The sequence below is a fragment of the Qipengyuania xiapuensis genome, from assembly GCF_019711395.1.
Classification (GTDB): Bacteria; Pseudomonadota; Alphaproteobacteria; order Sphingomonadales; family Sphingomonadaceae; genus Qipengyuania; species Qipengyuania xiapuensis.
In genome coordinates, this window is record NZ_JAIGNL010000001.1 from 612656 (window position 1) to 632559 (window position 19904).

General features: G+C 63.0%; 21 protein-coding genes. 7 read left to right on the top strand and 14 right to left on the bottom strand.

Going from position 1 to position 19904, the window contains the following annotated elements; genetic code table 11:
• Positions 1-150 precede the first annotated feature (150 nt).
• On the top strand, positions 151-762 hold the full coding sequence (locus tag K3163_RS03040; protein ID WP_221429263.1) for a superoxide dismutase: 612 nt from the start codon (positions 151-153) through the stop codon (positions 760-762).
• A gap of 55 nt (positions 763-817) precedes the next feature.
• Here the strand turns inward: K3163_RS03040 and K3163_RS03045 are convergent, their stop codons facing one another.
• The 3 genes from K3163_RS03045 to K3163_RS03055 are packed head-to-tail and all read right to left on the bottom strand — an operon-like array spanning position 818 to position 2817.
• Positions 818-1996 (bottom strand): AI-2E family transporter, encoded by a 1179-nt coding sequence (locus K3163_RS03045; RefSeq protein ID WP_221552128.1) that lies wholly within the window; start codon positions 1994-1996, stop codon positions 818-820.
• A gap of 42 nt (positions 1997-2038) precedes the next feature.
• Complete coding sequence (locus tag K3163_RS03050) at positions 2039-2647, bottom strand: sigma-70 family RNA polymerase sigma factor (RefSeq protein ID WP_221429261.1); 609 nt, start codon at positions 2645-2647, stop codon at positions 2039-2041.
• Positions 2647-2817: a NepR family anti-sigma factor gene (locus tag K3163_RS03055; RefSeq protein ID WP_221429260.1), complete on the bottom strand. Its 171-nt coding sequence runs from the start codon at positions 2815-2817 to the stop codon at positions 2647-2649. The genes K3163_RS03050 and K3163_RS03055 overlap by 1 nt, the downstream gene beginning before the upstream one ends.
• Positions 2818-3036: 219 nt before the next feature.
• On the opposite strand from K3163_RS03055, the gene K3163_RS03060 reads away from it, so the two are divergent.
• Positions 3037-4695, top strand: coding sequence for a CHASE domain-containing protein (locus K3163_RS03060; protein ID WP_221552130.1), 1659 nt, complete (start codon positions 3037-3039; stop codon positions 4693-4695).
• Between the two features lie 116 nt (positions 4696-4811).
• Here the strand turns inward: K3163_RS03060 and K3163_RS03065 are convergent, their stop codons facing one another.
• Positions 4812-5603, bottom strand: a complete 792-nt coding sequence (locus tag K3163_RS03065; RefSeq protein ID WP_221552138.1) for a response regulator — start codon at positions 5601-5603, stop codon at positions 4812-4814.
• Positions 5604-5758: 155 nt separating this feature from the next.
• Between K3163_RS03065 and K3163_RS03070 the strand changes: the two genes are divergently transcribed.
• Entirely contained in the window at positions 5759-6505 is a 747-nt protein-coding gene (locus K3163_RS03070) for a Crp/Fnr family transcriptional regulator (RefSeq protein ID WP_221429257.1), read from the top strand.
• Positions 6506-6756: 251 nt separating this feature from the next.
• Here the strand turns inward: K3163_RS03070 and K3163_RS03075 are convergent, their stop codons facing one another.
• Together K3163_RS03075 and K3163_RS03080 are read right to left on the bottom strand one after the other, a co-directional pair.
• Entirely contained in the window at positions 6757-7194 is a 438-nt protein-coding gene (locus tag K3163_RS03075; RefSeq protein WP_221552140.1) for a response regulator, read from the bottom strand.
• Positions 7195-7332: 138 nt separating this feature from the next.
• Positions 7333-8490: a GNAT family N-acetyltransferase gene (locus tag K3163_RS03080; protein WP_221552158.1), complete on the bottom strand. Its 1158-nt coding sequence runs from the start codon at positions 8488-8490 to the stop codon at positions 7333-7335.
• 162 nt (positions 8491-8652) lie between these two features.
• Here K3163_RS03080 and K3163_RS03085 point away from each other — a divergent pair, with 162 nt between their 5' ends.
• Positions 8653-9744 carry a fatty acid desaturase family protein gene (locus tag K3163_RS03085; RefSeq protein ID WP_221552161.1) on the top strand — a complete coding sequence of 364 codons (1092 nt, stop codon included), beginning with the start codon at positions 8653-8655 and terminating at the stop codon, positions 9742-9744.
• Positions 9745-9823: 79 nt separating this feature from the next.
• Here the strand turns inward: K3163_RS03085 and K3163_RS03090 are convergent, their stop codons facing one another.
• From K3163_RS03090 to K3163_RS03125, 8 genes are all read right to left on the bottom strand, one after another.
• Positions 9824-10063 (bottom strand): hypothetical protein, encoded by a 240-nt coding sequence (locus K3163_RS03090; RefSeq protein WP_221429253.1) that lies wholly within the window; start codon positions 10061-10063, stop codon positions 9824-9826.
• A 69-nt stretch (positions 10064-10132) separates the two neighbouring features.
• The gene (locus tag K3163_RS03095) at positions 10133-10651 is read right to left on the bottom strand and encodes a GNAT family N-acetyltransferase (protein WP_221552163.1); all 519 of its coding nucleotides are present in this window, start codon (positions 10649-10651) and stop codon (positions 10133-10135) included.
• A complete protein-coding gene (gene lptG / locus K3163_RS03100) occupies positions 10648-11748 on the bottom strand; it encodes an LPS export ABC transporter permease LptG (protein ID WP_221429251.1) in 1101 nt (366 codons plus the stop codon). The genes K3163_RS03095 and lptG overlap by 4 nt, the downstream gene beginning before the upstream one ends.
• Positions 11745-12965, bottom strand: a complete 1221-nt coding sequence (locus K3163_RS03105) for an LptF/LptG family permease (protein ID WP_221552165.1) — start codon at positions 12963-12965, stop codon at positions 11745-11747. The genes lptG and K3163_RS03105 overlap by 4 nt, the downstream gene beginning before the upstream one ends.
• A 63-nt stretch (positions 12966-13028) precedes the next feature.
• On the bottom strand, positions 13029-13502 hold the full coding sequence (locus K3163_RS03110) for a DUF427 domain-containing protein (RefSeq protein ID WP_221552168.1): 474 nt from the start codon (positions 13500-13502) through the stop codon (positions 13029-13031).
• A 37-nt stretch (positions 13503-13539) separates the two neighbouring features.
• A complete protein-coding gene (clpS, locus tag K3163_RS03115; RefSeq protein WP_244922094.1) occupies positions 13540-13881 on the bottom strand; it encodes an ATP-dependent Clp protease adapter ClpS in 342 nt (113 codons plus the stop codon).
• A gap of 246 nt (positions 13882-14127) precedes the next feature.
• Positions 14128-14937: a phasin family protein gene (locus K3163_RS03120; RefSeq protein ID WP_221429247.1), complete on the bottom strand. Its 810-nt coding sequence runs from the start codon at positions 14935-14937 to the stop codon at positions 14128-14130.
• 123 nt (positions 14938-15060) lie between these two features.
• On the bottom strand, positions 15061-16938 hold the full coding sequence (locus tag K3163_RS03125; protein ID WP_221429246.1) for a PHA/PHB synthase family protein: 1878 nt from the start codon (positions 16936-16938) through the stop codon (positions 15061-15063).
• A gap of 135 nt (positions 16939-17073) precedes the next feature.
• Between K3163_RS03125 and K3163_RS03130 the strand changes: the two genes are divergently transcribed.
• The 3 genes from K3163_RS03130 (at position 17074) to K3163_RS03140 (ending at position 19899) form a co-directional block, all read left to right on the top strand.
• Positions 17074-18258 (top strand): LL-diaminopimelate aminotransferase, encoded by a 1185-nt coding sequence (locus K3163_RS03130; protein WP_221429245.1) that lies wholly within the window; start codon positions 17074-17076, stop codon positions 18256-18258.
• A 104-nt stretch (positions 18259-18362) separates the two neighbouring features.
• A complete protein-coding gene (locus K3163_RS03135) occupies positions 18363-19133 on the top strand; it encodes a winged helix-turn-helix domain-containing protein (protein WP_247710172.1) in 771 nt (256 codons plus the stop codon).
• On the top strand, positions 19105-19899 hold the full coding sequence (locus K3163_RS03140; protein WP_221552170.1) for a crotonase/enoyl-CoA hydratase family protein: 795 nt from the start codon (positions 19105-19107) through the stop codon (positions 19897-19899). The genes K3163_RS03135 and K3163_RS03140 overlap by 29 nt, the downstream gene beginning before the upstream one ends.
• The last annotated feature ends 5 nt before the right edge of the window (positions 19900-19904 follow it).

Genomic DNA, 19904 nt, shown 5'->3' on the forward strand with positions numbered 1-19904 from the left:
GACCCTTGTTACGCCTTCACAAGGCAAAGAAAAGTCCACTCGTCCCCCTTTTCGTGGCGCTTATCGCGCCCTAGTGCAACTTCGCGCGCCTTGGTGCGTTAGGGTCGCAACGGAATTATATTCACACCAACCCAAGAGGGGACCATTCGCATGGCTTTTGAGCTGATCGACCTTCCTTATGACGACACCGCACTGGAGCCTGCGGTCTCGGCGAAGACGCTGAGCTTCCACCACGGCAAGCACCACAAGGCCTATATCGACAAGACCAATGCCGCGATCGAAGGCACCGATCATGCCGGCAAGTCGCTCGAAGAGGTGATCGCCGCAGCGCGCGGAAGCAACCAGGGCCTGTTCAACAATGCAGCCCAGAGCTGGAACCACGGCTTCTACTGGCACTCGATGGCAGCGGAAGAGACCTCCGCATCGGACGAACTCAAGAGCATGATCGAGAGCACTTTCGGCTCGATCGACGATCTCAAGAAGAAGCTCGCCGAACGCGGTGCCGGCCACTTCGCCAGCGGCTGGGTCTGGCTGGCAGTCAAGAATGGCGGCCTGACGATCGAGGAAACCCACGATGGCGACACGCTGGCCGACCAGGATGGCGTCAACCCGCTGCTCGTGATCGACCTGTGGGAGCATGCCTACTATCTCGACCACCAGAATGCTCGCCCGGCATATCTCGATGCGGTCAACGGCAAGCTCAACTGGAGCTTCGCGAGCGAGAACCTCGCGCGCGGCACGACCTGGGCATATCCCGCCTGATCGCCTGATCCGGAAATTCGAAGAGGCCCGCTGCGTATCGACGCGGCGGGCCTTTTTATTTTGTCGAAGCGTCCTGCGACATCTCGAGTACATTGGTCGAGAAGAGCGGCTCTCCGAAGATGAAGCCGATGAGGTTCGGCCTCCCGACATGGTCGAACAGCGCGGTGAGCATCAGCAGGATCGGCACCGAAAGAAGCGCACCGAACACGCCCCATATCCACGTGAAATAGGAAAGGGCGATGAGGATCAGCACAGGGTTCATGGTGAAGCGCGCGCCGAGGATGGAAGGCGTCACCACATTCGCCTCGACCGTGTGCAGGCCGAGATAGGCGGCAGCCGGGATCAGGCCGATGAACACTGTTTCGGTCGTGGCGATCCCGAACAGGGCGAGCAGCGCGACCATCAGCGTCGGTCCGATATAGGGCAGGAAATTCAGGATCGCGGCGAGGCCGCCCCACATGATCGGCGCATCGACGCCCAGCGCCCATGCGCCGAGCGCGACGATCACGCCCACCCCGACATTGATCAGGCCCACGGTCAGTATGTAGGCCGCGACACGGTCCTGCACCTCGCGCAATACGCGTGCCGCCTTGATGCTGGTGCCGAAGCTTGTGCGGCCGAACAGCAGGCGCTGGCGCAGGCGCACACGCGCCTCGATCATAAAGAAGGCCATCAGCAGCGTGAGGATCGTCTCGATCACCAGGCTCGGCGTTGCAAATGCAAGTTCCTCGAGCAGGCTGGGCGTTGCCACAACGACTTCGCGCGATTCGCCGCGGTCCATGAGATCGGCAAGCTGCTCGTTCATCTGGCCGATCCAGGCGAAGCGGTCGCGTAGGGCCGCAAACTGGTCGGCGACGTTCTGGGCCATCGCTGGAAGCTCGTCGAACAGCGCTACGGCCGGCTGCAGGATCAGCGCCAGCGCAAGCAGCAGGATGGCGAAGAAGAAGAGCAGCGAGATGATCGAGGCGAGGAGGTTGGGAATGCCCCAACCGTTGAGCTTGTCGGCGAGCGGCGAGAGAATCACCGTAAGGATCACGGCGGTCACGACCGGCAGGAAGACGACCGATCCGATCGAGAGGACGAAGGGCAGCGCGAAGAACAGGCCGAGGCCGATCAGCACCACCAATGCCGAGATCAGCCGCAATTCCTGTTCGGCAAACGCCATGCGCCGTCCGCGCACGGGCGCGGGTGCGGAGTCATTGCCGTTCTCAGGTGCAGGATCGCCGTCGCTCATCTCAACCATTTCTGCCGCGCCGGCGGTGCGAGAGCAAGTTGCTTAGCTTCGCGCAGCGACGCCCTGTCCGGCAGCCACGTCATCCAATTCTTCGAGGATGGCGCGGTGAGCGGTGTCGTCGTCGATCGAGCGCTTGGGAATGGTGCCGTCGGCAAGCATCGTGTTGAGCGCTGAGCGCGCACGGCCCACGCGGCTCTTGATCGTGCCGACTGCGCAGCCGCAGATGTTTGCCGCTTCTTCGTAAGAGAAGCCGCCAGCGCCCACCAGCAGCAATGCCTCGCGGCGCTCCGGCGGCAGCGTCAGCAGTGCGCGGTGCATGTCGGACAGGTGGATCGGTTCCTCCTGGCCGGCGGGAGCCGTCAGCACACGCTCGGCGACCGTTTCGTCATATTCGCCGCGGAAGCGGTTGCGGCGCATGTCGGTGAGGTAGGCATTGCGCAGGATCACGAAGGTCCATGCACGCATGCTCGTCCCGGGCTGGAAGCGCTCCTGCGCCGCCCATGCCTTGAGGAGGGTTTCCTGCACGAGATCGTCGGCCATGTCGGCACGCCCGCAAAGCCCGCGCGCGAAGGCGCGGAGGTGGGGCACCACCTCGGTGAGCTCTCTCTTGAAATCGGCCTTCTCGGAGGCCGTCCGTTTTGTACCCCCCATCAGTCCTTGTCATCCAGTTTCGAGAGAAGATCCTTGAAGCTGTCCGGCAGCGGTTCTTCGACCACCGAATCGTAGAGCTCGCGCAAGCCATTGGCCCATTCGGGCTTCTCCTTGGCTTCCTGGCCAGCACCCTTTTCGGCCGGTGTTTCGGAAGTAGCTTTCGCGTTCATGCTCTGAGAATACGTCCTTACCATGACGGAAGCGCGCGCCCAATCTGCAGCGCCGGCCCCCGATTTCAATCCCACAGGTCCTCGCACAACGTAGAAACCCGCATTCCGTTCCGAAACGGGGGAAATTTGCCGTCAGGCGTGGAACCATCCGCCGACTAGCGGATACTAGGCGCACGGGTCGAACGCGAGAGAGGCGAAAAGCTGGTACAAGACGATCTTATGCGACGTGGGCAGCGCCGGCGGTGGCTGGTCGACTATCCGCGCGCGGTGCCCCTGGGCATCTTCCTTCTTGTTGCAGCCATTACGGCACTCAGCGTCTTCTCGATCGAAAGCGGGGAGCGCGCCCGCGCGTCCGCGGAACTGAACCGCAAATCGATCTCGATGACCTCGGCGATCGAGCGCCGCGCCTATTCGAACTCGTCCTTCCTTCGCGCTGGTGCTGCGCTCTTCGGGTCGCAGGGCGAGGTCACGCCGGAAATGTTCCGTCAGTTCGTTTCCGAACTGCGTCTCGATGCCGATTATCGCGGTGCCGAAGGTATCGGCTGGGCTCCAGCCATCGGTGCTTCGGAGGCCGCCAATTTCGAGGCAACGCTCAATGAGGGGCGGATCGGGTTCACGCGGATCTCGCCTTCACTGGTGGAGAGCCCACGCCAGCAGCTGGTCCCCATACTCTACCTCCAGCCCGACACGCTGAGGAACCGCCGCGCGCTCGGTTACGACATGTATTCCGAGACCACCCGCCGCGAAGCGATGGACGAAGCGCAGCGCACCATCAGGCCGACGGCGAGCGGACGCATCACGCTTGTCCAGGAAGGTGAGGGCGAGGATTACGGTTTCCTGATCTACATGCCGGTCATCGACGGCTTCGGCGCTTCGCGAAACCTGAAGGGGTTCATCTACAGCCCCTTCAACGCGTCGCAGTTCCTCGCCTCGGCGGCCGAGCTTGTCAGTGGCGACGAAGAGCGCGTGCGGCTCTACGACATCGATGGCGGCGAGCGCCGGCTCCTCGCGCAGATGGGCAGCTGGACAGAGGACGGCGAAACGATCCAGCGCGACGTCGACCTTGCGAACCGCGACATGCTGCTCGTGGTGCAGTCTGCAAACGACGAGACGCTTTCGCCCCTGTCGATGATCACACTGCTGTTCGGCCTCGCCGTCGCCAGCCTCCTCATGGTCGTCGCCCGGCTGCTCACCCAGCAGGCGCAGGAAGACAGCCGCTCGCTCGACTGGTTCGCCGAACAGAACTCGATCCGCAACTCGCTCACGCGCGAACTCAATCACCGCGTGAAGAACACGCTGGCGAACGTCCTGTCCATCGTTTCGCTGACGCGGCGCCGCGCCGACTCGCTCGACGAATTCGCGACCGGTATCGACAACCGCATCCGCGCGCTGTCGGCGACGCATGATCTCCTTACCCAGTCGGAATGGGGAACGACGCCCATCGCATCTGTCGTGGGCGTGGAGCTCGCGCCCTATGCCAACGACCAGGACCACACCGTGCTGATCGAAGGGCCCGCAGTCGAGCTCGCGCCGAACGATGCGCTTTCGCTTGGCCTCGCGATCCACGAACTTGCGACCAATGCAGCAAAATACGGTGCGCTCAGCACGAGTGGCGGAAAAGTCGAGATCACCTGGTCATTGGTCAACGAGCAGCTGGCCAGCATCGTATGGGTCGAGAGCAAAGGCCCCGAAGTCACCCTGCCCAAGAAGCGCGGTTTCGGCATCGACCTCATCGAGAAGATCGTCGCCCACGAGCTGCGCCATCCGGTCGAACTGGAATTCCTGCCCGAGGGCGTGCGGTGCAAGCTTCTCGTTCCGGTACGCGAACCGAGCGAATTCGAGCTTCGCAGCAGCTCCCAGAACAACCACGATAGCTGATCCTGCGCGCCTGCCGCCGGGACCAGCATCCGGCTGATCGTTTTCCGATCATCGCATAGAAAGGGCCGCCCGGATCGCTCCGGACGGCCCATTCCCCTTTTGAACTGTAAGCTGTCTCAGCCCAGCGGGCGGCTCGATCCGAAGAACAGCGCCTGGCTGATCGCCGCGCGGACCGTCTGCTCCTGGAAAGGCTTGGTCACGAGATATGTCGGCTCGGGACGGTCGCCGGTCAGCAGGCGCTCGGGATAGGCGGTAATGAAAATCACCGGCACGCTGTCGATGGCGAGAATGTCGTCCACCGCATCGAGGCCCGAGGAACCGTCGGCCAACTGGATGTCGGCGAGCACGAGACCGGGCGTCTTCTCGGCGACCACTTCCTGTGCCTGCGTACGCGTGGCGGCCGTGCCACACACTTCGTGGCCCAGCGAGGTGACGAGGTCTTCGAGCTGCATCGAGATCAGCGGCTCGTCTTCGATGATGAGAACGCTGGTCGCGCTCTCGCGGTCGATTTCGCCGACGGCTTCCTGGACGAGGCGTTCGACCTGATCGCCCTCGAGCTCCATGATTTCCGCGGCCTGGTCGACCGAGAAGTCTTCCAGCGTGGTCAGGAGAAGTGCCTGGCGGTTCAGCGGAGTGATCGACTTCAGCCGATCCTGCGCCGCGCCCTCGCGGCCGGTATCGCCTTCGCTGTCGGGCACATCCATATAGGCGCTCGACCAGACCTTGTTGAAGGCGCGGTAGAGCGGCACGCGGCCGCCTTCGAGCGAGGCTTTGAGCTGTTCGTCTGCCAGCGCGGCTTCAAGCGTCGCGCGGACGAATGCGTCCCCCGTTGCCTGCGAGCCTGTCAGCGCACGCGCGTAGCGGCGCAGATAAGGTAGGTTTTTAGCAATCTGGTCACCAAGCGACATAGAACCCCTTCCGTGGTTTGCGCGATGAGAACGCCTGCCCGCGCCATCGGTTCCAGCAACCTCTTAGCAATTCTCGCAATTTGACAAATGATATTATTGCGCGGACTAAGCCCGCGCTGCCGAACCGGATTCCTGTGGCCTATGGGGAGCTGCACATGTTCGAAGTTGCCGATCCGTATGATTGCCTGAATTGCCCGTTGCAGGACTGTCCCGGCCTGCGCCCGCTGGAAAGGCGGCAGCGGGCCTACATGAACGATTTCAAGAAGGGCGAGCTTCGCTTCGAGCGCGGGGACACCATTCTGGAAGAAGGCGAGGATGCGAACCACCTCTACACCGTTCTCGAAGGCGTGCTGATCCGTTTCCGCTCGCTCGAGGACGGGCGGCGCCAGATCGTGAACTTCATGTTCCCCGGAGACCTCGTGGGGCTGCAGGGTGCGTTCGACGAACCGGCGAGCCATTCGGTCGAGGCGCTGATCGAGGCGCGCCTGTGCGTGTTCCCGCGCTCCGACTTCGTCTCGCTCATCAAGGAACATCCGCGTCTCGGCTACGACATCACCTGGCTGGCGGCGAAGGAAGAGACCGAGCTGGAAGGCCACATCGTTTCTCTCGGGCAGCGCAGTGCCAAAGAGAGAGTGGTGTTCCTCGCCGCATGGCTGGTCGACCGCGCGCTCGCGACCGGTCTCGCCGACGAAGGCAACAGGCTGACCATTCCGGTGACACAGTCGCAGATCGCCGACATGCTCGGCCTCTCGCTAGTGCACACCAATCGCACAATCCGCGCTCTCGACCGCGAAGGCCTCGTCGAATGGAATTCGCGCGAGCTTTGCGTGCCGAACATGGACAAGGCCGCCGATTACGCCGGTTTCGACCGCGCCGGCCGAAGCTCCAGGCCCTTCATCTGATTTGGAAAATGCAGAGTTTCTGCGCGGGCCAAAAAAATTTTGACCTGCGTGGGAACCCCATTCCGGTTGGTCCATTTAGCTTATGTCACCGCCGAGACCCCCCCTCCCGTCCAAGCGGCTGGTGATACGATCCCGAAAGGCCTTCGCTCCATGAGAGCGGAGGCCTTTTTTCTTGTGCACGCAGAAATGCGGCGCCGTGGGATTACGGCAAACGCATTTCGAAGCTGGAGAGAGGTGCGGCGAGCGGGCGCTTACTTCGCGCCCAGTGCTCCGCGCAGGCGCTTGATGATGCCGGTGCGCTCGGGCTGGCCCAGCAGGCTCAATAGATCCGCGCTGTCATAGGGCTTTTCCAGCACGCAGCCGAGAACGGCCACGTCTTCCGGAATGTCCTGCGGCGCGCCGGTCGAGAAGATCACGCGCGGGGGTTTCGGGCCGAGCGTTTCCACCAGCTCGGCAACCGCCCATCCATCGTCACGATCGGCAAGGTGTACGTCGAGGACGATGGCATCGGGCTTTTTGCGCCTCAGCGCCTCGAGGGCCTGGTCGGTGGTGGTGCACAGCACGACTTCCTTGACGCCTGCATCTTCCAGCGCGCCCTGGAGGTTGAGCGAAAGGATGGCGTCATCCTCCACGACCAGGACGTAGTTGGGCAGCTTGGGTGCTGCAGTCTTCTTGCTGCTGGACTTCATTCTAACCCGTCGATGCAGGAGCACAGCCCCATCGCGGGCTCCAGTAACTCGAACGGTGTCGGCAGCCCGGCGTTCCCGCCGTGCAACATTCAGCCATGCATGTGTTGCCGCAAGGCCACTCGTTACTGAGCCCCGGTGTCAGAGCGCCTTTTCGTAGATCACATATTCGCGATTGATCGAACTCTCGATGGCGTCGGCAATCGCCACCATCCCCTTGTTGTCATCGAGGATCCAACCGATCTCCGCACGCTTCGATCCGTATTGCTCGGTGGCATTGTCGCGGATCTTGCTGATCATCATGAAAGCGAGCTGGCTGGCGAGGCGCGAGCTCTGGAATTCCTTGCGTACGCCCATAAGGGGCACGCGCATGCCGAGGCCGGTGGGCTTGCGCAGCGCGCGCAGCAGGTGGAACCAGCCGAAGGGGAACAGCTTGCCGCGCACCTTCTTCAGCACCTCGTTGAGGTCGGGCAGCACCACCATGAAAGCGACCGGACGCCCGTCGAGCTCGGCGATCATGTTGAGTTCGGGGCGGACGACGGGTTTCAGCTTTTTCGCCGCGTGTTCGATTTCGGCCTCGGTGAAGGGCACGAAGCCCCAGTTGGTCGACCAAGCATCGTTGAGGATTTCGAGGACCGTGCGGATTTCCTCGACCCAGCGCGACTTGTCGACACCGCGCAGGCGGATGCGTTCGTTGCGTTCGCCCGACTGCACGATGCGCTGGACGATGCGGGGAAAGGGCGTCGAAATGTCGAGGTCGTAGGTGAGCAGGCTCTTGGCATGGGTGAAGCCTGCGCCTTCGATCCAGCCTGCGTAATGCGCCGGATCGTGACCCATCATGATCATCGGCGAGTGGTCCTGCCCCTTCACCAGCAGGCCGGGCTCTTCCCAGATCGAAAGCGAGATCGGGCCGATGACCCGGGTCATGCCCTTTGCGCGCAGCCAATCCTCGGCGCGCGAGATGAGGGCCTTGGCGACCTCCCCGTCCTCGGCATCGAAATAACCGAACATGCCGGTTCCGGGCCCCATGCCCTGTTCGGGGGGAAGTTCAAGCGCGAGCTTGTCGATATGGGCCGCAATCCGGCCCACGGGCTTGCCGCCTTCGTAGGCGATGAAGAGCTGGGCTTCGGCGTGGCCGAAGAACGGGTTCTTGTCGGGGTCGACCAGTTCGAGCTGCTCGGAACGCAACTGCGGGACATTGTGCGGCTCGCGTGCAGCGAACTCGCGCCCGATGTCGACGAATGCCGCCCGCTGCTTCTTGCCTTCGACGGCTTCGATCACAATATTCCTGTCAGACACGCACGTGGTTCCCTGTTGAGACGGGTTGTTCAGCCAAGGTTAGCCCTGCGTGTGGCATTTGATCTTTGTCAAGGAATCGCGCGCCTTTCGATCACAATGATCGATAGCGAAGACTGTCATTTTTCGCGCGATTCGCTATAGGCCGCCCCCAGGAAATCCGAAATGAAGCTCGACCAGACCCTTTCTGCCGCCAATCCCGCGCAACTGCGCGAAAAGCGCGGCTGGCATTCGCAGATCGCCGACGACAAGGCGATGCTGCGCGCTGCGCGTGACCTGACCAAGGATATCGCCGAGCATCGCGCCTCGATCTACTGGAGCGACATGATCGCTTCGGCGCTGATCGGCTATGGCACATTGGCAGGTGCGATCCTGGTCGAGAATACCGCGCTGGCAGTCGTGCTGGCCGTGGTTTCGGTTCTGGCGCTCTACCGTGCGCTGCTGTTCATCCACGAAATCTCGCACTTCCGTAACGGGGCGCTCCCGGGCTTCCGGACTGCGTGGAACGCGCTGGTGGGCGTGCCCATGCTGACGCCGTCCTTCATGTACGAACAGGTGCACACGCTGCACCACAAGCGCACGCAATACGGCACGGTGGAAGATCCCGAGTACCTGCCGCTCGCGCTGATGAATGCGTGGAGCCTGCCGCTTTTCGTCATCATCGCGATCCTCGCGCCCGTGGCGCTCCTGTTCCGCTTTGCGGTGCTCGTGCCGCTGGGCGCGATCATCCCGCCGATCCGCCAACTCACCTGGCAGCGCGCAAGCGCGCTCGCGATCAATCCAGAATTCCGTCGCCGTCCGCCCGAAGGCGAACTGCGTCCGCGTGTCCTCATGCAGGAAGCCGCTGGCTTCATCTGGTCGTGGGTGTTGATCGGCAGTGTCTTCGCGTTCGGCTGGAAGCCCTTGCTCGTCGCGCTGGGCGTTGCCTCGGCAGTGGCGCTGCTCAACCAGCTCCGCACGCTTGTGGCGCACCTGTGGGAGAACGAGGGCGAAGCGATGACCGTCACCGCGCAGTTCCTCGATTCGGTCAATGTTCCGCCGCCCGGCCGCATTGCCGAGATTTGGGCGCCGGTCGGCCTGCGCTATCACGCGCTGCACCACCTGATGCCCTCGATGCCCTATCACTCGCTGCCCGAGGCGCATCGCCGCCTTGTGAAGGAACTGGGCGAGAGCTCGACCTATCACGGTGCGAACCACGCAGGCATGGGCGTACTGGTTGCCCGCATCGCGCGCAGCACCATGGGGCGCCGTTCCTGACAGCAAAAAGGGCCGCCCCCCTCGGTGATTGGGGGCAGCCCTTCGAAACACGGGTCATGCGACCCCGTGAAAATCGTGCTTAGTTGGCGTCGATGTTCGCCTGCACGCCGTCTTCGCTGATCGTCGCGTCGACATCGGCGCCGTCGATCGTGACGCTCGAGCCTTCTTCGCCTTCGACCGGCTCGGCAACGACCGTTTCGGTTGCCGCGGGTTCTTCGATCACGACCGTGTCGGTGCCGTCATCAGCCGGTGCGTCGGCTTCGGCGCAGGCGCCAAGGGCGATGACTGCGGCGAGGGCGGGAATTGCAAACTTGTTCATGCCGTATCTCCTTTGTGGCAGCATTGTGGCATCAATGCGCCGCAAATGGGGCGGTTCCCGTAAAGATGTTTAGCTGAGGAACTTGATCATCGCGCAGCGCCGCTCGCGGGGGAGACCGTGTCCGACTTCCTGCTCTATGTCGGCCGCGAGGCGCGGATGGGCCTCGAGGTCGGCAATCGTCTCGAAACCATGCCTCGCATAGAAGGGCGCATTCCACGGCACATCGCTGAAGGTCGTAAGCGTGATGGCCTGAAAGCCGCTATTGCCTGCATCGATGGCGATTGCGCGGAGCAGCACACCGCCGATCCCCTGGCCCTGCGCATCGGGATGGACAGAAAATTCGCGGATATGGAGTTCGCGGCGGAAGGGCTCGGTCGATAAGAAGCCGATGATGGTGTCCTCGCTCGTCGCCACGAGGCAGTGGCCCTTGCGGATCATGCGGCGCTGTTCGTTGGCCGGGATGGCATGCATGCCGGCTACGTTCGCCAGACCTTCGACAGTTTCGAAAAGCTTCCCCGCGGCCAGTTCGATCGCGGGGAGGGCTTCCGCATCCTCGGCGCGCGCCAGCCGGATGGAGAAGTCGCTCATTCCTCGGTGCGGATGAGTACTGTCTCGCCGATCAGGGCGAACAGCAGGAAAGGCGCCCAAGCAGCGAGGAAGGGCGGGTAGCCGCCGAAGTTCCCCATCGCGAGCGCGGCATTGTCGACCACGAAATAGGCAAAGCCCAGCGCCATGCCGATCAATGCGCGCACGAAGAGCTGGCCCGAGCGCGCGAGGCCGAACGCGGCGACTGCGCCAAGCAGCGGCATCAGGAAGGAAGACAGCGGGCCGGAGAGCTTGTGCCACCACTTGGCGCGCATCTCGCCCGTCCTGCGTCCGGCAGCTTCGAATGCGTCGATCTGCGGGCCGAGCTCCCAGAAGGGCACGGCTTCGGGGTCGATCTTGGCAAGGTCGATCTGGTCGGGGGTCAGTTCTTCGCCGACAACCAGGCTGTCGATCTCCTGTGTCGAGGCAGAGCCGACATCGAAACGCTTCACGTCTTCGAGCAGCCAGCCGGGGCCGGCATAGCTCGCGCTCCGGGCATCGACCTGCTCGATGATGCCGCCGTCGGGGCTGCGCCGGTACCAGGTCACGTTGCGCATGCGGATGGTCTCGCCGCTGCCGGTCAGCTGGGCGGCGGTCAGGACGTTGGAACCCTCGGCGAGGTAGACGTTCGCCCGCACGCTCGATTCGGCGGGGATCGGGCCGTATTCCGCCGCGTCCCAGGCCTTGAGCGTGGCGGTCGCGCGGGTCACCACGCGTTCGTTGAAGGCAAAGCTGAAACCGCCAACGACAAGCGCGGTAAGCAATAGCGGGGCAAGGACCTGGTGGGCCGACAGGCCGGCCGCCTTCATCGCGATGACCTCGCTGTTCTGGTTCAGCGTGACCAGCGTGATCAGCGTCGCGAGCAGCACGGAGTAGGGCAGGAAGCGCTGGATCAGCTGCGGTATCCTGAGCCCTGCATAGGTCAGCAGCTCTCCTTGGCCGTTGCCCGGGACGGCAAGGATCTTGCCGCTGTTGGAAAGCAGGTCGAGCATCATCAGGACCAGCACCAGCATGACCAGCACCGCGAGGATGCGGACCACGAACAATTTGGCGAGGTAGGCCGTCAGCGTACGCGAGGGGAAGAAGTCGAACTGCGTCATGCGTCGGCCTCGTCGAGGACCACGCGGCGGTTGCGCTTGAACAGCTTGCCGAAACGCTTGGTCACCTTGGCGAACCAGTTTTCGAGCGCGCCGATAGCCTGCCCGCCGGGCACGATGGCGACGCGGTAATACATCCAGATGATGAGCGCCGCGAAAAGGAAGAACGGCAACCACAGCGCTATGATCGGGTCGACAATGCCGAGCGCGGCGACATCCTCTCCATACTGGTTCACCTTGTGATAGGCGACCACCATGATGATCGAAAGGAACACGCCAAGCGCGCTGGTACTTCGTTTTGGCGGTATGCCGAGCGCGACGGCCAGGAGTGGCATCAACGCCATCATCACCACTTCGACCAGCCGGAAATTGAAACTCGCCTGAGACGCGTCTCGCTTGCTCTCGCTCGCATTGTCGGCCCAGCCGATGCGCAACAGCTCGGGCAGGATATACTCGCGCTCTTCCACACCGCGATCGCGGAACTCCTCGATTGCGGGCAGGTCGATCGGCAGATCGTGCCGGGTGAAAGTGAGCACGCGCGGCGTCTGGCTGCCGGTGTCCTGGACGATGGTGCCTTCGGAAAGGCGCAGGATGATCGTGTCGGGATCGTCGGTCGTGGCAAGGAACGAGCCTTCCTTGGCGCTGATCGACAGCACCTGTCCGCGATCGTTGGCCACGCGCGCGAAAATGCCTTTCAGGTCGCGCCCGTCGTTTTCGCTTTCCTCGATGCGCAAGGCCATGCGGTCGGCAAGCGTGGTGAATTCACCCACCTTGATCGATGCGCCAAGAGCGCCCGAACGCAGCTCGTATTCGAGCCTTTCGTAGGTGAAGCGGCTGACCGGCTGGATGAAGAACACCAGTGCGACATTGACCGTCATCAGCACGGCCGTGATTGCGAAGGGCACGCGCAGCAGGCGGCCATAGGACAGGCCGACCGCGCGGAACACGTCTAGTTCGCTGGTGGTCGCCAGCTTGCGGAATGCGAGAAGGATGCCGAGCAGCAGGCCGAGTGGGATAGCGAGGCTCGCATATTCGGGGATCAGCGTTGCCAGCATCTGGAAGACGACGCCGATGGGCCCGCCTTCCACCGCGACGAAATCGAGCAGGCGCAGCATCTTGTCGAGCAGCAGCAGCGAGGCCGCGAGCGCGAACACGCCCAGCATCGGCACGATCACCAGCCGGAAGATGTATCGGTCGATTGCGGGGAGGAAACTGAGCACTCGAATTCCGGTCTATCGTCGGTCTGCTGCGGCCCTAGCCGGAAAATTCCGGTTCGTCATGCCCTACCAGAAACGGCTGCCGGGAATGCCCTTGAATGGACCCGCCTCGCGGCTGGTAATCCACCCGCCGTAGAAGCCGCCCGGCTGCGGAAGGACCTGTTCGCCATCGACGAGGCATTCGTCGAAAGGCTCGGGGTAGAATGCGAAATAGCCGGCGATGCTTGCGAAGCTCCTGGTCGGCTCGGCATAGCTCCAGCAAGCCGCCTCGAGGCGCTCTTCGCCGATCACCACGTCCCAGTAGCGCGCCTGCCCCTTCCATTCGCACATCGAGCGACGGGCATTGGGCGCGAGATGCTGCGTCGCCACATCGGCGGGTGGGAGGTAGTAGGTCGGCGGATGGCTCGTCTCGAGCGTCCGCCATGCAGAACGCGTATCGGCCAGCGTCACGCCCTGATGGCGGATCACGATATGGCGGTCGGTGGGTTCGGCGATTGCGGGTCGCGGATAATCCCAGACGCTTTCCTGGCCTTCGCCCACAGGATCGGGCTCGGGGTGGCCGAAGAAGGCTATCGGCTCAGGCCTTTTCCAGCGTGCACTGGAGTGGATGCTGGTTCTGGCGGGCGAAATCCATCACCTGGTTCACCTTGGTCTCGGCGACTTCATAGGGGAAGATCCCGCAAACCCCGACGCCCTTCTGGTGGACGTGCAGCATGACGCGGGTCGCCTCTTCCATGTCCATGCGGAAGAAGCGCTTCAACACGATCACGACGAATTCCATCGGCGTGTAATCGTCGTTCAGCAGCAGCACCTTGTACTGGCTGGGCTTCTTGGGCTTGGTGCGCGTCTTGGTGGCGAGACCCGTCTGGCCCTCGCCATCGCGCTGGTCGTCATCGCCGCCTGCGGCGCGGATGTTCATGAGATGATGCGACTGGGTCATCGGAGGCGCCAATATCGTAACGCTTTGCCAATTCGCAAGCGTTGATAGCGAGAGCATGCGTCGAGGCGGGTCAAGAAAGTGTCAACGCGCGCCCACGCACGGGCTCAAAAGCAAACGGGCCGGACGACACCTTGGTGCCATCCGACCCGCCGTTTCCAACTACCGGGCAAAGGGAGAGAGGAGAGAGATGCCCGGCGGGTTGAAGCTGGTTAATGCGTTTCGCGCTTAGGCGGCCTTGCGGACCTTCTCAGCGGCGAGGCTCATGCGGCTCGAGAGCGGAGCGAAAGCTTCGTTGGCGAGCTTGAGCATGGCTTCGGTGTTCTTCGAGGTGGTCGAAACCATGGCGTCGAAGTTGCGACGTGCGATTTCGCCCTGCAGCTGGAACAGCTCGGTCGGCGACTTCACAGCGACCATCTTCTTGACGTCAGCCTGGACGGTTTCGGCAGCCGACTTGGCTTCTTCGACATAGGTACGGCCCATGTCCTGCACGCCGCCAGCAAGGATCTTGCCGCTCTCGACGAGAGCTTCGAGGTTGCCCTTCTGGAATTCGACAGCGTCCTGGGTCATTTCTGCACCCTTGTCGTAAGCGGCCTTGGCGCGGGTCTGCATGTCAGCAGCCATTTCCTTCGCCTTGGCGGTGTAATCGGTGGTCTTTGCGTTCTTGGCAGTGGCCATGATGGTTTCCTTCAACTTGGTAATCGGGGTGGTCGAGGTCTTCGCGGCCTTCTTCGCGGGAGCGGCCTTCTTGGCAGCGACCTTCTTCGGAGCAGCCTTCTTGGCGACCGGCTTCTTTGCCGGGGCCTTCTTGGCAGCAACCTTCTTCGCCTTGGTCGGAGCTGCCTTCTTCTTGGCAGGCGCCTTCTTCGGCTTGGCTGCAACTGCCTTGGCGACCTTCGCGGTCTTCACCGGAGCGGTCGTGTCAGCTTCGACAGCCTTCTCGACAGCCTTGGTGTTCACCTCGGCAGTCTTCTTCTCGGCAGCCTCGGCGTAGGCTTTCTCGGCAGCAGCATCGATTTTGGTCTGGCTCTCGGCCATGGGATTAACCTCGCTTTATGTTGCACTGCACAAAATAGGCATTGCAGCTGCGAAGTCAAGGATTTTTTGTGCAGTGCACAATAAGCCGCGACGAGCTGTTTTTTCAGTAAGTTAAAGCGCAAATCAGCGCGTGGCGACGTAGCGTCCCGGCGCGTCTTCGATGACTTTATCGCCTTTTCCGCCCGGTTTGCGCTTGCCCGTGGCGGGTACGGTTTCGCCGTCCTGCGTGCGCAACCAGTCGATCCAGTCCGGCCACCAGCTGCCCGGATGCTCTTCCGCCCCTTCGCGGAACTCTGCCAGCGTGCGCGGCGAGCCATCGTTGGTCCAGTACTGGTACTTGCCCGAGGAGGGCGGATTCACCACGCCGGCGATATGGCCGGAGCCAGCCAGCACGAACTTGATCGGGCCGGTGAAGTGTTCCTGCAGGCGCCAGACGCTTTCGGCCGGCGCAATGTGGTCTTCCTTACCCGCCTGCACGTAGGTGGGCGTCTTGACCTGTCCGAGGTCGATCGGCGTGTTGTCGACGCTCAGCGCATTCGCTTCCACGAGCCGGTTGTCGCGGTAGAGATCGCGCAGATACTGCTGGTGCCACTTGGCAGGCAGGTTGGTCACGTCGCCATTCCAGTGGAGCAGGTCGAAGGCCGGATAGTCCTCGCCCAGCAGGTAATTGTTCACGACGTAATTCCAGATGAGGTCGGTGCCGCGAAGCAGGTTGAAGGTCGCCGCCATGTAGCGCCCGTCGAGATAACCGTCGGGCGAGAGAGCCTTGATCGCACCCAGCTGCTGGTCGTCGACGAAGTTGAGCAACTCGCCCGCTTTCTCGAAGTCGACCTGCGCAGTGAAGAAGGTGGCGCTCTTCACCTTGTCCTCTTCACCGCGGGTGTGAAGCAGCGAGAGCGTTGCCGCGAGCGTGGTGCCCGCGACGCAGTAACCGATCGTGTGCACGCTCGGCACGTCGAGACGGGTGCGGATGTGGTCGATCGCGTCGATCTGGCCGCGCACGTAATCGTCCCAGACCACGTCCTTCATGCTGGCATCGGCCGATTTCCAGCTGACCATGAAGACGGTCACGCCCTGGTCGACTGCCCATTTCACGAAACTCTTCTTCTCGTTCAGATCGAGGATGTAGAACCGGTTGATCCACGGCGGGAAGATCACGAGCGGGGTCGCCATGACCTTCTCGGTCGTCGGCGAGTACTGGATCAGCTGGTAGAGCGGGGTCTCGTGAACGACCTTGCCCGGGGTCGTGGCGATGTTCTCGCCCAGCTTGAAGGCGCTGGCATCGGTATGTGAGAGCTGTCCGCGGCGCATGTCGGCGAGCAGGTGCTCCATGCCCTTCACGAGGTTCTGGCCCTTGGTCTCGAGCGTGCGCTCCATCACGACGGGGTTGGTGAGCGGGAAGTTGGCAGGACTCGCCGCCTCGGTGATCGCCTTGGTCGTGAAGCGCAGCTGTTCGCGCTGCTGCGGATTGAGACCATCCATCCGGTCGGCCATCTCCTCGACCCGCTCGGCAAGGAAAAGATAGGTCTGGTGGATCAGGGCGAAGGCAGGGTGGGCGCGCCACTTTTCATCGGCGAAGCGCCGGTCCTTGCGCGGCAGTTCGACCTCGCCGTCGGCCTTCTCGGAAGCCTTCGGCCCGAGCCCGTACTGGCCGAGCACGTCGTTCCACAGCGCCATGCCCTCTTCCCAGAGCGCCTTTTGCTGTTCGGCCTGAGCGATCGGCATCTGCTTGTACCAGTCGGTGGCCAGCGCCATCCAGCGCGCGGGATCGAAATAGGGGACCAGCGCCTGCGGGTTGCTCATCTGCTCGGTCTGGTACTGCGCCCACAGTGCTTGCAGCTTCGCGCCGGTTTCGGCCCATGCCTGCGCGTCCTCGGGCTTCATCGCCGCTTCGCCCATGATCGCCGGATCGACCGCTCCTGTCATCGGCGCGAAGATCGCGCGCGCCAGCTTGGCTGGATGTTCGAAGAGATTGGTGAAGGGATCGGGCGTTTCGTTCATTCTCTTTCCTTAGCGTGGCGAAGCGCTGTTTGTCGCGGACTTAGAATATTCCGCGCCCCCATGCATCTATGCCGTTTGCGCGTGCCGCATGAATAGGTAATCAGTATGACACGATAAACGCCCGACGGAGCCTAAATGTCCGACGAATTCTACCGCATCAAACGCATGCCGCCCTATGTCATCGCGGAGGTCAACGCGATGCGCCACGCGGCACGCCAGGCGGGCAGGGACATCATCGACCTTGGCATGGGCAATCCCGACCAGCCCCCGCCGCAGCACGTCATCGACAAGCTTTGCGAGGTGGCCTCCAAACCCGATGCGCATGGCTATTCGCAGTCGAAGGGCATTCCGGGCCTCCGCCGCGCGCAGGCCAAATATTACGAGCGCCGCTTCGGAGTGAGCCTCGATCCCGAGAGCGAGGTCGTGGTCACCATGGGCTCGAAAGAGGGCCTCTCCTCGATGGCGACGGCTATCAGTGCGCCGGGTGACGTGATCCTCGCACCGAGCCCCGCCTATCCGATCCACACCTATGGCTTCATCATTGCCGGCGCGACGATCCGCTCTGTGCCGACGACGCCCGACGAGCGCTATTGGCGCGCGCTTGAGAACGCGATGGCCTTCACCGTCCCGCGCCCTACCGTGCTGGTGGTCAATTATCCGAGCAATCCCACGGCCGAGACGGTCGATCTCGCCTTCTACGAGCGGCTGGTCGACTGGGCGCGCGACAACAATGTCTGGGTGCTGTCCGACCTCGCCTATTCGGAACTTTACTACGATGGAAACCCGACGCGCTCGATCCTCGAGGTGCCCGGCGCGAAAGATGTGGCGGTCGAGTTCACCTCCATGTCCAAGACCTATTCCATGGCGGGCTGGCGCATGGGCTTCTGCGTCGGCAATCCCAAGCTGATCGCCGCGCTCACGCGCGTGAAAAGCTATCTCGACTACGGTGCTTTCACCCCGATCCAGGCGGCCGCCTGCGCCGCGCTCAACGGCCCGCAGGATGTCGTCGAACAGAATCGCCAGCGCTACCAGGCGCGCCGCGACGTGATGGTGGAGAGCTTCACCCGCGCAGGCTGGGAAATCCCCTCGCCGCCAGCCAGCATGTTCACCTGGGCCAAGCTCCCGCCCGGTTTCGAGCACATGGGCAGCCTCGAATTTTCGAAGCGCCTGCTGCAGGAAGCCGAGGTCGCCGTCGCTGCGGGCGTCGGTTTCGGCGAGGAGGGCGAGGGCTACGTCCGCATCGCCATGGTCGAGAACGAACAGCGCATCCGGCAGGCCGCGCGCAACATCAAGAAGTTCCTCTCCGACTACGCCCGGTGATCGCTCCCGAGGTCCTCGGGAAATCACCTAAGTATTTGTGCGGAATTTAGAAAAAGTGCGCTGTCAGCCATTGGTTAAGTGACGGGTGGGCATAGGAGTCCACTATGTCCCTTGCTGAATATTCATGGCTATCGGTCGCACCGAGCCCTCCGGGCAGGTGGGACCTGCGCATGCTTGGATGGCGAATGAGGCCATACTTCCGCTGCGAAAATCTGCCTTCGGGCATTCCGACACTGCTCGACTGGCGGATCGGCTGCCGATGTCCCGACTGGGGCCTGCTGTCCGACAAGCAGAACGTCATCGCGATCGGCGTCGACGATGCCGAGACCCGCGCCCAGCTGCTGGGCGAAGGCTTCGGCGACGCGCTCGATTCGCAGCATGCACTGGTCGAGCTGGCAGCCCGGCTGCTCAAGCTCGACGGGCTTGCCAAGACCATTCCGCAGCAGCGCCGCGTCGGTCCGCTGGTGCTCGACCTCTTCCACCGCGATGCGCGTGTCGATCACTGCTGGATCGGGCTGCACCCCCGCGAATTCGGATTGCTCTGGCGGCTGGCTGAAACGCCCGATCGGCAGGTGTCCCGCAAGGAGCTGTTGCAGGACGTGTGGCGGCTGAAGCACGAGCCGGAAACCAACTCGCTCGAAGTCCATGTCTCGCGGCTGCGCGCCAAGCTGGCGGTCTCCGGCCTCGGCTGGATCGTGCAGACGCATCCCGGCGGCGGCTACCGGATCGGCACTCCGGGAGAGGCGGGCGAAAGGCGCGCCTCCATCCTTGCCACGCGCAAGCTGGACAGCACGGGCGCGATCAAGCAGGAAAGGCGCTCACACCAGCTGGGAATAGCAGAACGCCATGAGCACCGAGAACCGCGTTACGATTGACCTTGCCGACAACGGCGTCGCGCAGGTCCGCTTCAACCGCCCCGACAAGATGAACGCGCTCGATCCGGCACAGTTCGAAGCGATCATCGAGGCCGGCGAGAAGCTGCGCACGATGAAGGGGCTTCGTGTGGTGGTGCTCGCGGGCGAGGGCAAGGCATTCTGCGCCGGGCTCGACATTTCGAGCTTCACTGCCGACGGGGAACGCAAGCCACTCGCAGAACGCACGCATGGCAATGCCAACAGGGCGCAGGAAGCGGCGATGACCTGGCGCAAGTGTCCCGTGCCGGTGATCGCTGCGGTACACGGAGTATGTTTCGGCGGCGGTCTGCAGATCGCGAGCGGCGCTGACATCCGCGTGGTCCATCCCGCAACGCGCATGGCGATCATGGAGCTGAAATGGGGCCTCGTCCCCGACATGGGCGGCTACAACCTGTGGCGCGGCCTTATCCGCGACGACGTGCTGCGCGAGCTGGTCTACACGAACCGCGAGTTCACCGGTGCGGAGGCGAAGGAATACGGTCTCGCGACCCACGTGACCGAAGATCCGCTGGGCAAGGCGAACGACATCGCGAACGAGATCGCCAACCGCAATCCCGAAGCCATCCGCGGCGCCAAGCGCCTCTCCGAAGCGATGTTCGAGAAATCGGGTGACGAGATCCTGATGGCTGAAAGCGTCGAGCAGGATGCAGTGATGCGCAAGCCCAACCAGATCGAGGCGGTCATGGCCGGCATGCAGAAGCGGGCGCCCAACTTCACCGACGTCTAGAGGGC

Excerpts from the sequence above, each read along its gene's own strand:
- K3163_RS03040 (WP_221429263.1), top strand. The coding sequence starts at position 151 with ATGGCTTTTGAGCTGATCGACCTTCCTTATGACGACACCGCACTGGAG.
- K3163_RS03045 (WP_221552128.1), bottom strand. The coding sequence starts at position 1,996 with ATGAGCGACGGCGATCCTGCACCTGAGAACGGCAATGACTCCGCACCC.
- K3163_RS03050 (WP_221429261.1), bottom strand. The coding sequence starts at position 2,647 with ATGGGGGGTACAAAACGGACGGCCTCCGAGAAGGCCGATTTCAAGAGA.
- K3163_RS03055 (WP_221429260.1), bottom strand. The coding sequence starts at position 2,817 with ATGAACGCGAAAGCTACTTCCGAAACACCGGCCGAAAAGGGTGCTGGC.
- K3163_RS03060 (WP_221552130.1), top strand. The coding sequence starts at position 3,037 with ATGCGACGTGGGCAGCGCCGGCGGTGGCTGGTCGACTATCCGCGCGCG.
- K3163_RS03065 (WP_221552138.1), bottom strand. The coding sequence starts at position 5,603 with ATGTCGCTTGGTGACCAGATTGCTAAAAACCTACCTTATCTGCGCCGC.
- K3163_RS03070 (WP_221429257.1), top strand. The coding sequence starts at position 5,759 with ATGTTCGAAGTTGCCGATCCGTATGATTGCCTGAATTGCCCGTTGCAG.
- K3163_RS03075 (WP_221552140.1), bottom strand. The coding sequence starts at position 7,194 with ATGAAGTCCAGCAGCAAGAAGACTGCAGCACCCAAGCTGCCCAACTAC.
- K3163_RS03085 (WP_221552161.1), top strand. The coding sequence starts at position 8,653 with ATGAAGCTCGACCAGACCCTTTCTGCCGCCAATCCCGCGCAACTGCGC.
- K3163_RS03090 (WP_221429253.1), bottom strand. The coding sequence starts at position 10,063 with ATGAACAAGTTTGCAATTCCCGCCCTCGCCGCAGTCATCGCCCTTGGC.
- K3163_RS03095 (WP_221552163.1), bottom strand. The coding sequence starts at position 10,651 with ATGAGCGACTTCTCCATCCGGCTGGCGCGCGCCGAGGATGCGGAAGCC.
- lptG (WP_221429251.1), bottom strand. The coding sequence starts at position 11,748 with ATGACGCAGTTCGACTTCTTCCCCTCGCGTACGCTGACGGCCTACCTC.
- clpS (WP_244922094.1), bottom strand. The coding sequence starts at position 13,881 with ATGAACATCCGCGCCGCAGGCGGCGATGACGACCAGCGCGATGGCGAG.
- K3163_RS03120 (WP_221429247.1), bottom strand. The coding sequence starts at position 14,937 with ATGGCCGAGAGCCAGACCAAAATCGATGCTGCTGCCGAGAAAGCCTAC.
- K3163_RS03125 (WP_221429246.1), bottom strand. The coding sequence starts at position 16,938 with ATGAACGAAACGCCCGATCCCTTCACCAATCTCTTCGAACATCCAGCC.
- K3163_RS03130 (WP_221429245.1), top strand. The coding sequence starts at position 17,074 with ATGTCCGACGAATTCTACCGCATCAAACGCATGCCGCCCTATGTCATC.
- K3163_RS03135 (WP_247710172.1), top strand. The coding sequence starts at position 18,363 with ATGTCCCTTGCTGAATATTCATGGCTATCGGTCGCACCGAGCCCTCCG.
- K3163_RS03140 (WP_221552170.1), top strand. The coding sequence starts at position 19,105 with ATGAGCACCGAGAACCGCGTTACGATTGACCTTGCCGACAACGGCGTC.